Origin of the sequence: Pseudomonas sediminis (assembly GCF_002741105.1) — a bacterium.
Lineage (GTDB): Bacteria > Pseudomonadota > Gammaproteobacteria > Pseudomonadales > Pseudomonadaceae > Aquipseudomonas > Aquipseudomonas sediminis.
Genome location: NZ_NIQU01000013.1, coordinates 1 through 11,837, shown reverse-complemented (window position 1 = coordinate 11,837; position 11,837 = coordinate 1). Strand labels below are relative to the sequence as shown.

Below are 11,837 nucleotides of genomic sequence, written 5' to 3'. Positions count from 1 at the left end.
AATGCAAGGCGGAGGCGGGATGAAGTCTGAACATCAGGGTGGCTGCCAGTGCGGTGCGCTGCGTTATCAGATCAATGCGCCGCTGGAGGACATCGCTCATTGCCACTGCTCGATCTGCCGGCGGAGCACGGGCGGGATTCTCACCACCTGGGTCACCGTGCCCCATGAGACGTTTCGCTGGTTAAGCGGCACGCCGAAGGCTTTCAAGTCGTCGGCCAGTTGTACGCGTTATTTCTGTGCGGACTGCGGCGCACATCTGGCGCTGTTCACTTCGCTCAGCCCGCACACGCTGGACGTGACCGTCGCCACGTTGGACGAGCCGGAACAGGCTCCGGCGGATCGGCATATCTGGGTGGGCAGCCGGCTACCGTGGTTGAGGGTCGATCCGCAATTGCCGGAAGAAGATCAGGAGATCATTCCCTAGTGCCTTGAGCCGAAGTCTCGCTCGCGAATCTAGGGCAGTTCGAGCCCGCCACTGGCCTTGTGCAAGGCCCGCAGATGCTCGCCGAGGGCGACCAGGTTGGCCTCGTTGGCTTCCAGTTCGGCCAGGCGCTCGGGTTGCAGCAGGTTGCGTACTTCCCCGTCGAGCTCGTCGCTGAGCTGGCGCAGCTGCTGCTGGCGGTCACGGCTGCTGGCCTCGAGACGCTCCCATTCCTGCTGTTGTGGCAAGCCGTAGCCACCTTCGAGCAGTTCGGCCGGGCGGCTGAGGAAGCCACTGTTGGCGAGAATTTGCTCCAGCGCGGCACCGGCCTTGTTCAGGCTCGGGTCTCCAGCTGCACGGCCTGTGAGGTAGCGGCGCTTGAGTTCGTCCTGAGCCAGCAGCAGCTGCCGGCGCAGCGCGGCCTGCTCCAGCAGCAGCAGGGCGGCGCTGGCGCGCAGGTCGGCCTGGGCGAACCAGTTGCGCCGCGTTTCGGCTGGTTGTTCCAGCCAGGTTTCGACGCTGTCCTGAGTGATCGGCAAGCGTTCTCGCAGCACCTTGAACATGGCCTGGTAACGCTCGCGGAAGGAGTCGAAGCGATAGCCCAGGCGTAGCGCCTCGCGCGGATCGTCGAGCACGGTGGTATCAGCCAAGCCGCGGGCATCCATCAATTCCAGCAGGCCGTTGGGCAGGATGCTGTCGAGTGCATGCAGGCGTGGATTGTCGGTGCCGCTGCGCAGCAACTTGAGGGTTTCCACCGCGCAGTTGTTGGAGACGAAGTAGTAGTCGCCGTCATAGCTCCAATGCTGTTCGGCAGCGCGTGCCACCAGTTGCTCGACCTCGTCGCGCGACAGGCGCAGCGGCACCGAGGCCAGGCTGCGTAGCTCGACCTTGGTGTATTCGTCGATCACCTGCTCCAGCGGCAGAACGAACAGGCGTGATGGATAGACGCCGGTCAGGCCGTCCCAGCTCGACAGTTGCAGGTCGCCGACGAAGGCGCGGTAGGAAAGCACCAGATGGTGCTCGAGATCCAGGCGGCAGTCCGGGCCACGCGGCCGGCCCGGTGCGCAGACCACCAGACGCAGCATGCTGTGACCCCAGCGGCTCATCCAGGCATCGTTGGCCTCGGCGAGCAGGTAGTCGACTTCATACACGCGCTCAGGATCGAGTCGTCCCAGTGGCTGCAAGGCGAAGTCGCGCCCGGCATTGAGGTAGGGATAGTCGGTGGCGCAGGCCTCGCTGGAGGGCGCCCAGTCGAAGTGCTCGCGGAAGTAGCGCGCCAGCGAGGGGCGGCGGCAGGCATAGCTGGGGTCGAGCAGAAAGTATTCGAGGTTGACCGCGACGAATTCCAGCGGGTTGGTCAGCTCGTAGCTGTCCGGGCTGCGTGCGACCTGGCCGTTGTTCAGATCGCGCGCGCCACGTTGGCCGACACGTTGCTGCCAGCCGGCCAGATCGAGCAGGCGCGGGTCATCGCTGAGGGTGAAGCGGCGCTCGGTCTGGCCACGGCAATCCTCTGGCAGCCCTACCAGGCCTACCGAGTTGGCGCGCTGTCGGCATTGGCTGATGTGGCGGTGATCGCTCGCAGGCCAGAGGCGGGCGCGGTCGTACAGGTGGGTCAGCTCGTGCAGCAGAGTGGCCAGTAATTCCTGGCGCTCGGTGCCGTGCGGGCGACCGGTACGATTCTCTGCTGCTGAGCCATCGACCAGCTTCGGCAGGAGTTCGGCGTTGAGTTCAATACCGCTGAAGCGCCCGACCTGGCCGTAGACCTCTGCGGGCATTGCTGTGCGCCAGCGGACCTTCACTTCACGGTCCAGATGCTGGACGAAGCGCGGGGGCAATGCCGCCACGGCCTCGTCAAGCAGGGTCTGGCTCGCCTGGCGTTCGGCAGGATCAAGATCGCTGCCGTCCAGATCCAGACGCAACTGCGCCTGGGCGCCGCCTGCGGCAATCGCCAGCAGCGCGACGCAGCACCAGGCGGCGATGCGGATCACAGAGCGAGAATAGCTTCGGCCAGTTGCAGATCGCTGGCGGTCTGCGCTTGTGGCAGCTGCTGGCGGATGGTCTGTAGCGCGGCTTCCAGTTGTGCGCCGCGAATCTCACCGGCACTGGCGACGAAGCTGGCCGCATCGTCACGGGCCTGCACCACGGCTTTCATGTCGCGCAGCGAGGTGGTGGTGTCGGACGTGAAGTTGATGCTGCGATCCAGGGCGCGCACCACGATGTTGCTGGTGGCGACCACGGATTGCGCCTGGGCGATGCCGCTTAATAGGGCACAGGCGGCGACGGCGATGACGAATGAACGACGCATGATAAGTAGCTCCGAGAACTGCAGAACGGACGATTTGACGCGGACAGGCCGGCGCGGTTCCCCGCGACCAGGCAGGTAGACGAAGTTTACGGGGCCAGGCAGCACCGGTCAGCAGCGAGCTGATCGATAGACGTGTGCAAAGTTTTCACAGGCTGAGGATGGCCTGAGCCAGGGCCAGGTCATCCGCTGTCGCCAGCTCGCTGTCGTGACGGCGGATATACGCCAGGGCCGCCTCGAGCCGCGCGCTGCGGATCGCCCCATCACTGGCGACGAAACTGGCGGCGTCATCACGGGCCGCGCGCAGCTGTTTCATGTCGCGCAGCGAGCTGGTCGCGTCCGATGTGCCCTCGACGGTGCCGGCCAGGGCTGCTCCCAGGGTATCAGTGGTCGCGACCAGGCTGCTGGCGTAGGCGGTACCTGCCAGCCCTAATGACAGAAGCGCTGCAATCAGGAATTTGTTCAGGTGCATATGGGCTTACTCCGGTAGTGCGGGACGCTGTTCTGCCCGCATCCGCAGCTTAGCCCAACGGCATTCCTGGCTCCATTACTGGCTCAGCGCCAGAACGGCTTGGCCAGTTCCTGTTCACGCTCAGCTGTGCTGATGCCGGCGTCAGCCAGTGGTTGCTCGGTGAGCAGCGCCAGCTGTCGACGGGTACGGCGGTTGCGCTGCCATTGACGGAGCGTCGAGTAGAAGCCGAGCCAGTGCAGGGGCTTGTTGTATGCAGGGTGTGAGAGTGGTTTGTGAGTGCGGTCCATGGCGTGTTCCTGTCGAGAGACAAGGGTGGCAGCTCATGGTGTCGCAAGCGCTCGCGAACGAGCAGATACAAACGGAGGGAATTGTGCGGGGGCAGTGGAAGGTTTATGGCAACTGTACTGCTCGCCATGGCGATGACTGTTGCAGATAAAACGAAAGCCCCACCGCAGCAGAGACGGTGGAGCTCTCAGAAGATCCCAACTTGGGATGGAGCAAAGAGAGGGTGTTAACGCCAGAACGGCTTCTGCAGTTCGACGTAACGCTGATTTTCACTGATGCCGGCGTCAGCGAGCAGGCGGGCATCCAGTCGAGCCAGTTGACGACGGCTGACGATGCGGCGCTGCCACGTGCTGAGGGTGGCGATAGTGCGGAGCAGCCAGGCCGATTTGTCGCTGGCAACACTGTGGGTTTGGAGCAGGGCGGAACTGAGGGTACGTTCCATGGTGGTCATCCTTCCGCTTGTGGCGGCGCTGGTGTTTGCTTTCGATGGGCAAATTATCCCGAGCGCAGTGATGGCTCAGTAGTCACAGCTGAATGAAATTGTTGTGCTATTAGATAGGTTGCTTTGTAACTGTTCGGTCAGGAATCGATATAACTGTACTTGCCATAAGTGAAAAGACTGGGTGCAACCGTTTTTTGCGAGATTATTCACTGGGTGCAACCCGTTTATCTTGGTATTTAAAGCAGTACAGTTTGGAATTGATCTGTTGCGATGATTGACCTGAAAATCAGCTTTTTTGCTGGCTTCATAAACAGGAAACCCGGCGCATGGCCGGGTTTCCTGTCTGACTGGTCAGGGCTTATTCCACGGCTTTGACCATGTCTTCGATGACCTTCTTGGCATCGCCGAAGACCATCATGGTCTTGTCCATGTAGAACAGTTCGTTGTCCAAACCGGCATAGCCGCTGGCCATCGAGCGCTTGTTGACGATTACGGTCTTGGCTTTGTAGGCCTCGAGGATCGGCATACCGGCGATCGGCGACTTCGGATCGTTCTTCGCTGCCGGGTTGACTACGTCGTTGGCGCCGAGCACCAGCACCACGTCGGTCTGACCGAACTCGGAGTTGATGTCCTCCATCTCGAACACCTGCTCGTAAGGCACCTCGGCCTCGGCCAGCAGCACGTTCATGTGGCCCGGCATACGGCCGGCGACCGGGTGGATCGCGTACTTAACAGTCACGCCACGGTGGGTCAGTTTCTCGGCCAGCTCCATCAGTGCGTGCTGGGCGCGGGCCACGGCCAGACCATAACCGGGCACGATGACCACTGTGTCGGCGTTGGTCAGCAGGAAGGCGGCGTCGTCGGAAGAGCCCGACTTCACGCTGCGTTGCTCCTGGCTGCCGCTGGCTGCACCGGCATCTGCATCGGCGCCGAAGCCACCGAGGATGACGTTGAAGAACGAACGGTTCATCGCCTTGCACATGATGTACGAGAGGATGGCACCCGAAGAACCGACCAGGGACCCTGCGACGATCAGCATCGAATTGTTCAGCGAGAAGCCTATACCGGCAGCCGCCCAACCCGAGTAGCTGTTGAGCATCGACACCACCACTGGCATATCGGCGCCACCGATAGGGATGATGATCAGTACGCCGATGACGAAAGCCAGGGCTACCAGCACGGCGAAGGCCGTGATGTCACCGGTGAAGGTGTAGTAAAGGCCCAGGCCGAGAATCGCCAGGCCGATCACCAGGTTGACCAGGTGTTGCCCCTTGAACACGACAGGCGCGCCCTGGAACAGGCGGAACTTGTACTTGCCGGACAGCTTGCCGAAGGCGATCACCGAACCGGAGAAGGTGATGGCACCGATGGCGGCGCCGAGGAACAGCTCTAGGCGGTTACCGGATGGAATCGCATCACCCAGCGCGGCGACGATGCCCAGCGACTGCGGCTCGACTACAGCGGCAATGGCGATGAACACAGCCGCCAGGCCGATCATGCTGTGCATGAAGGCGACCAGTTCCGGCATCTTGGTCATCTCGACGCGCTTGGCCATGATGGTGCCGACACTGCCGCCGACCAGCAGGCCTACGATGACGAAGCCTAGGCCCTGAACGGCCAGCTCGCTGCCGAGTTTGTAGATCAGGCCGACGGTGGTCAGCACGGCGATGGCCATGCCGATCATGCCGAACAGGTTGCCGCGCCGCGACGTGGTCGGGTGCGACAGGCCCTTGAGCGCCTGGATGAAGCACACCGAGGCGACGAGGTAGAGAACAGTGATCAGGTTCATGCTCATGGTCAGTGTTTCTCCACAGGCGCCTTGGGCGCTTTCTTCTTGAACATTTCCAGCATGCGTCGGGTGACCAGGAAGCCGCCAAACACGTTGACTGCGGCCAGTGCCACGGCCAGGGTGCCCATGGTCTTGCCCAGTGGGGTGACGGTGAGCGCGGCGGCCAGCATGGCGCCGACGATCACAATGGCGGAAATGGCGTTGGTCACGGCCATCAGCGGGGTGTGCAGGGCCGGGGTGACGTTCCACACCACGTGGTAGCCGACATAGATGGCCAGCACGAAGATGATCAGGTTGTAGATGCCGTCGGAAATCAGATCCATGTCCCTACTCCTTAGCCGTTCTTGCGCACGACTTCGCCGGCATTGCACATCAGGCAGGCCGCGACGATGTCGTCTTCGAGGTTGAGCTGGAACTGGCCTTCCTTGTCGATCACGAGCTTGAGGAAGTCCAGCAGGTTGCGTGCGTACAGGGCGGAAGCGTCTGCCGGCACCAATGCAGCCAGGTTGGTGTGGCCGACGAAGGTCACGCCATGCTTGACCACCACCTTGTCGGCTTCGGTCAGCGGGCAGTTGCCGCCCTGGGCGGCGGCCAGGTCGATGACCACGGAGCCGGGCTTCATTTCGGCCACTGTGCTCTCATGGAGTAGCGTCGGCGCTTTGCGGCCCGGAATCAGTGCAGTGGTTATGACGATATCGGCCTGCTTGGCGCGTTCGTGCACGGCCTTGGCCTGACGCTCCATCCAGGACTGCGGCATCGGCCGGGCATAGCCGCCCACGCCTTGCGCGCACTCACGCTCCTCGTCGGTCTCGAACGGGACGTCGACGAACTTGGCCCCGAGCGACTCGATCTGCTCTTTGACTGCCGGACGCACATCGGAGGCCTCAATCACTGCGCCCAGGCGCTTGGCCGTGGCGATGGCCTGCAGACCGGCAACACCGGCACCGAGAATCAAAATACGCGCGGCCTTAACGGTACCGGCAGCAGTCATCAGCATCGGCATGAAGCGTGGATAGTGATGGGCTGCCAGCAGTACGGCCTTGTAGCCGGCGATATTGGCCTGCGAACTCAGTACGTCCAGGCTCTGCGCACGAGAGGTGCGCGGTGCGGCCTCCAGGGCGAAGGCGGTGACGCCGCGAGCGTTCATGCGTGCGATGGTCTCGTTGCAGAACGGGTTGAGCATGCCAACCAACACGGCTCCGACTCTCATATGAGCAAGCTCGGCGTCGGTCGGTGCGACCACCTTCAGCACGAGGTCTGCGCCAAACGCGGCAGAGTCGTTGCCAATGGTCGCGCCAGCGGCCTCGTAAGCGCTGTCTGGAATGCTGGCGCTGATGCCTGCGCCGGCCTGGACGGTCACCTGATGACCTTGGCCGACCAGCTTCTTGATGGTCTCTGGGGTCGCGGCAACCCGCGTCTCCCCGGCATGGGTTTCGAGAGGAACACCGATGTGCACTTCTAATCTCCTGCGTGATCTTTTTTGTGAACCGGGGCACTGCGCTGGCGCGCCGGCGATTGGGGATCAGCACATAACCCGCCGGAGGTGGCGAGCGCGGCGATTGTGCAATCGAACGCAAACCCTTACAAGAAGTTATGGAGTAAAAAAAATGCATTACTACAAGTAATGGGTCTATAAGGGATTTTTATACTGCCCGCAGCCCGCGCGGGTTAAGGCCGGCAGCACGTTTTGCGCAGCTTGCAGGGCAGTATAGGTAGTCACGCGGAGGGCGACCGCCGGTCGAATTGGGAGGGGTGTGGAGAGTAACGAACGATCCGTTCAGAATAGTGCTATAGCCCGAAAGTAGTGGTCTCTATGCACTTTTCCTGAAAAATCTTTGTAGTGTGACTGTTTGTTTGCTACGGGTTCTTTTCTTGGGCGTATCTATTATCTTCGAGCCTAAAGTGATCTTGCTCTGACGATGGTTACGAGTCTCGATAGGCGTCGGCCTGGGCCAGAAGCCAATCTCGAAAGGCCTTCAGTGCTGCAGACTCGGCCTTGCGCTCCGGCACCATCAGGTAATAGGCGCGGTCGTTGTTTGGTACGGCGCGGTCGAAGGCAATCACCAGGCTGCCTTCTTCCAGTTCGCGCTGGATCAGGAAGGGTGGGATCAGTGCAATACCCATTTCATGCTGAGCGGCCTGCGCCAGCATGGAAAACAGTTCCAGTCTTGGGCCTGTCATGTCGCGAGCCACGCTCATGCCCTGGGCGGCGAACCACTGGCGCCACGCATATGGGCGGGTGGTTTGTTGCAGCAGGGGTAGCGCGGCGATGCGCTCGACTGTCGCAGGCGTATCGCCCAGCAATGCCGGGCTGCAAACCGGCAGCAAGTGTTCGTGCATCAGAAAGTGGGCCTCGGTGCCTGACCACTCGGCATCACCGTAATAGATGGCTGCATCGAAGTGGGTGTCGGCGAACAGGAAGGGCCGGGTGCGGTTGGTCAGGTGTACTGTCACTTCCGGGTGCAACTGCTGAAAGGCACGCAGGCGCGGGAGCAGCCACTGGGTGCCAAAGGTCGGCACCACAGCCAGCTCGATGCTGGTGGTGCCCTGAGTGCCCATCAGTGCCAGGGTGTCGCGCTCCACGGCATCGAGTTGTGCCGCGACCTTGCGACTGTAGGCAACGCCTGCTTCGGTCAGGATTACGCCGCGCCGTGATCGACGGAACAGTTCCACATTGAGAAAGCTCTCCAGTCCGCCGATTTGCCGGCAAATCGCACTCTGCGTGAGGTTGAGCTCATCGGCCGCCTTGGTGAAGCTCTGGTGACGAGCGGCCGACTCGAAGGCGACCAGGGCGGCGGTGCTGGGGATCTTGCGACGCATTGATGCAAAAGCCTCACTCATGAGCGGTATTTATGGCTGGTTAAGCTAGCTCGAAGTGAGCAAAAAGCACAGGTCTGTGCAAAATCTGCGTTTGTCCATTGCCTGAAGCCGGCCTAGGATCAATGAAATTCCGGGTCGGCTGGATCGACCGCTCACACCCTGCTTCGAGGTTTCTCGTAATGGCCAAGGCAAGCTTCAACTGGATCGACCCGCTGCTGCTGGATCAGCAACTGACTGAAGAAGAGCGCATGGTGCGCGACAGCGCCCAGCAGTTCGCCGATGACAAGTTGGCGCCCCGTGTGCTGGAAGCCTTCCGTCATGAGCAGACCGATCCGAAGATTTTCCGTGAGATGGGCGAAACCGGCTTGCTGGGAGCGACCATCCCCGAAGCCTACGGCGGCAGTGGCCTGAACTATGTGTGCTACGGCCTGATCGCGCGCGAAGTGGAGCGCATCGACTCTGGTTACCGCTCGATGATGAGCGTGCAGTCGTCGCTGGTGATGGTGCCGATCAATGAGTTCGGTAGCGAGGCGACCAAGCAGAAGTACCTGCCCAAGCTGGCCAGCGGCGAGTACATCGGCTGCTTCGGCCTGACCGAGCCGAATCATGGTTCCGACCCTGGCGCCATGGTGACCCGCGCCAAGAAGGTCGACGGCGGCTACCGCCTGACTGGCAGCAAGATGTGGATCACCAATAGCCCGATCGCTGATGTCTTCGTGGTCTGGGCCAAGGATGATGCTGGCGAGATTCGCGGCTTCGTCTTGGAAAAAGGCTGGGAAGGCCTCTCTGCTCCGGCGATTCATGGCAAGGTCGGCCTGCGCGCGTCGATCACTGGCGAGATCGTCATGGACAACGTGTTCTGCCCTGAAGAGAACGCCTTCCCGGATGTGCGTGGCTTGCGCGGCCCGTTCACCTGTCTGAACTCTGCGCGCTATGGCATCAGTTGGGGGGCGCTGGGCGCTGCCGAATTCTGCTGGCACACCGCGCGCCAGTACGTGCTCGATCGCAATCAGTTCGGTCGCCCTCTGGCGGCCAACCAGTTGATTCAGAAGAAGCTGGCCGATATGCAGACCGAGATCACCCTGGCCCTGCAAGGCTGTCTGCGTTTAGGGCGGATGAAGGACGAAGGCACCGCCGCTGTGGAGATCACCTCGATCATGAAGCGCAACAGTTGCGGCAAGGCGCTGGATATCGCCCGCATGGCGCGCGACATGCTGGGCGGCAATGGCATCAGCGACGAGTTCGGCATCGCCCGCCACCTGGTCAACCTCGAAGTGGTTAATACCTATGAAGGCACGCACGATGTGCATGCACTGATCCTCGGTCGCGCTCAGACCGGCATACAGGCCTTCTTCTAAGGGCGCACGCCTTTCTTACGATCCATGGTGCGCGTGGCGCACCCTGCGGAGAATCTCCATGTCTGGCGCCCTTTCCCATATCCGCGTGCTCGATCTGTCCCGCGTACTGGCCGGCCCTTGGTGCGGGCAGATCCTGGGTGACCTGGGTGCCGAGGTGATCAAGGTCGAGCGACCGGGCTCGGGCGACGACACCCGGCATTGGGGGCCTCCCTATATAAAGGATGCCGAGGGTAACGATTCGCGTGAGGCGGCTTACTTCCAGAGTGCCAATCGCAACAAGCAGTCGCTGACTCTCGATTTCACCCAACCCGAAGGCCAGCGCCTGGTGCGTGAGCTGGTCGCGCAGTGCGATGTGCTGCTGGAGAACTTCAAGGTCGGCGGCCTGGCGGCTTATGGGCTCGACTACGAGTCGCTGAAAGTGATCAACCCAAGGCTGATCTACTGCTCCATTACTGGTTTCGGTCAGACCGGGCCCTATGCCAAGCGCGCGGGTTACGACTTCATGATCCAGGGGCTTGGTGGTCTGATGAGTCTGACCGGGCGGCCGGAAGATGAAGAGGGTGCCGGACCGATGAAGGTCGGCGTGGCGCTGACCGATATCCTCACCGGGCTGTATGCCACCGTAGGTGTGCTGGCTGCGCTGAATCAGCGTGAGCAATCGGGTATAGGTCAGCATATAGATGTGGCGTTGCTTGATGTGCAGGTCGCCTGTCTGGCCAACCAAGCCATGAACTACCTGACGACAGGTGTATCACCGAGGCGTCTGGGCAACGCCCATCCCAATATCGTGCCCTATCAGGACTTCCCCAGTGCCGATGGCAACTTCATCCTTGCTGTGGGTAACGACGGACAGTTCCGAAAGTTCTGCGAGGTGGCGGGTATTGCGAACCTTGCCGATGACCCGCGCTTCGTCACCAACAAGGCGCGTGTCGCGCACCGTGCTGAATTGATCCCGCTACTGCGCCAGGCCACGGTATTCAAGACCACGGCGCAGTGGATCGAGCTGCTGGAAAAGGCCGGCGTACCCTGTGGGCCGATCAATGATCTGCAGCAGGTGTTCGCCGACCCTCAGGTTCAGGCGCGAGGGTTGCGTCTCGATCTGCCCAATGCGTTGGGGAGTTCTACTCCGCAGGTCGCCAGTCCGCTGCGCCTATCCGCTACACCGGTGGCCTATCGTTCGGCTCCGCCACTGCTGGGCCAGCACACCGATAGCCTGCTGCAGAGGTTGCTCGGCATGAGTGAAGCGCAGATTGCCGAGTTACGCGAGGCAGGGGTTCTCTGAGCCTCTATATATAGGCGGGAGAGTAGTTGCTCCGATTTACGCAATTATTTGCATGTCAGGGGTTTACAGCTCGTCGTGCTCATGTAGAATGCGCGCCACTTCAGCGATGAAGCGCTTCAAAAACTTCTTATTAATCAATAAGTTAAGTTGAGCGAAGGGCTTGCAAAGCTGGATCTGGCGTGTAGAATGCGCGCCGGTCGACAGGGTGGTGGTTTAGTCCTGTTGGTGGTTCGGTCGAATGGATCGAAAGCGGTAGAAAAGAGGTGTTGACAGCGGTTTTGAACGCTGTAGAATGCGCCTCCCGCTGGAGAGAAGAAGTTCGGATCGAAGGCGCAAGTGGTTGAGTAGAAAGAAGTTTCTCTGGAAACAAATTCGAAAAACAGCTTGACAGGTAGTAAGGCTGCTGTAGAATGCGCGGCCTCGGTTGAGACGAAAAGCTTAACCAACTGTTCTTTAACAACTGAATCAAGCAATTCGTGTGGGTGCTTGTGAGGTAAGACTGATAGTCAATTGATTATCAGCATCACAAGTAACACTCGTGAATTCGAGAGTTTATTTGCGATTGCTGAGCCAAGTTTAGGGTTTTCTCAAAACCCAAGCAGTATTGAACTGAAGAGTTTGATCATGGCTCAGATTGAACGCTGGCGGCAGGCCTAACACATGCAA

At 60.8% G+C, this 11,837-nt stretch carries 12 protein-coding genes; 3 read left to right on the top strand and 9 right to left on the bottom strand.

The features are described 5' to 3' along the window. Positions 1–19 precede the first annotated feature (19 nt). Positions 20–424, top strand: a complete 405-nt coding sequence (locus CDO35_RS22350) for a GFA family protein (RefSeq protein WP_099526758.1) — start codon at positions 20–22, stop codon at positions 422–424. 29 nt (positions 425–453) lie between these two features. Here CDO35_RS22350 and CDO35_RS22345 read toward each other — a convergent pair whose 3' ends face one another. The 9 genes from CDO35_RS22345 to CDO35_RS22305 all read right to left on the bottom strand — a co-directional run bounded on the left by CDO35_RS22345 (position 454) and on the right by CDO35_RS22305 (position 8,531). After that, positions 454–2,409 carry a DUF7844 domain-containing protein gene (locus CDO35_RS22345; RefSeq protein ID WP_099526757.1) on the bottom strand — a complete coding sequence of 652 codons (1,956 nt, stop codon included), beginning with the start codon at positions 2,407–2,409 and terminating at the stop codon, positions 454–456. Further along, the gene (locus CDO35_RS22340; protein WP_099526756.1) at positions 2,406–2,726 is read right to left on the bottom strand and encodes a DUF2388 domain-containing protein; all 321 of its coding nucleotides are present in this window, start codon (positions 2,724–2,726) and stop codon (positions 2,406–2,408) included. The genes CDO35_RS22345 and CDO35_RS22340 overlap by 4 nt, the downstream gene beginning before the upstream one ends. A 145-nt stretch (positions 2,727–2,871) precedes the next feature. Continuing rightward, entirely contained in the window at positions 2,872–3,195 is a 324-nt protein-coding gene (locus CDO35_RS22335; RefSeq protein WP_099526755.1) for a DUF2388 domain-containing protein, read from the bottom strand. 83 nt (positions 3,196–3,278) lie between these two features. Further along, positions 3,279–3,482, bottom strand: a complete 204-nt coding sequence (locus CDO35_RS22330; protein WP_099526754.1) for a DUF1127 domain-containing protein — start codon at positions 3,480–3,482, stop codon at positions 3,279–3,281. A 224-nt stretch (positions 3,483–3,706) separates the two neighbouring features. Beyond that, complete coding sequence (locus CDO35_RS22325; RefSeq protein WP_099526753.1) at positions 3,707–3,922, bottom strand: DUF1127 domain-containing protein; 216 nt, start codon at positions 3,920–3,922, stop codon at positions 3,707–3,709. A 358-nt stretch (positions 3,923–4,280) separates the two neighbouring features. Then, the gene (locus CDO35_RS22320) at positions 4,281–5,717 is read right to left on the bottom strand and encodes an NAD(P)(+) transhydrogenase (Re/Si-specific) subunit beta (protein WP_099526752.1); all 1,437 of its coding nucleotides are present in this window, start codon (positions 5,715–5,717) and stop codon (positions 4,281–4,283) included. A gap of 2 nt (positions 5,718–5,719) precedes the next feature. Then, entirely contained in the window at positions 5,720–6,034 is a 315-nt protein-coding gene (locus CDO35_RS22315) for an NAD(P) transhydrogenase subunit alpha part 2 (protein ID WP_058171402.1), read from the bottom strand. 11 nt (positions 6,035–6,045) lie between these two features. Then, entirely contained in the window at positions 6,046–7,167 is a 1,122-nt protein-coding gene (locus CDO35_RS22310) for a Re/Si-specific NAD(P)(+) transhydrogenase subunit alpha (RefSeq protein WP_099526751.1), read from the bottom strand. Positions 7,168–7,634: 467 nt separating this feature from the next. After that, entirely contained in the window at positions 7,635–8,531 is an 897-nt protein-coding gene (locus CDO35_RS22305) for a LysR family transcriptional regulator (protein ID WP_099526750.1), read from the bottom strand. Positions 8,532–8,710: 179 nt separating this feature from the next. Here CDO35_RS22305 and CDO35_RS22300 point away from each other — a divergent pair, with 179 nt between their 5' ends. Both CDO35_RS22300 and CDO35_RS22295 read left to right on the top strand, forming a co-directional pair. Further along, positions 8,711–9,889, top strand: a complete 1,179-nt coding sequence (locus CDO35_RS22300) for an acyl-CoA dehydrogenase (RefSeq protein WP_099526749.1) — start codon at positions 8,711–8,713, stop codon at positions 9,887–9,889. Between the two features lie 58 nt (positions 9,890–9,947). Continuing rightward, positions 9,948–11,171, top strand: coding sequence for a CaiB/BaiF CoA transferase family protein (locus CDO35_RS22295; RefSeq protein ID WP_099526748.1), 1,224 nt, complete (start codon positions 9,948–9,950; stop codon positions 11,169–11,171). Positions 11,172–11,837: the final 666 nt, after the last annotated feature.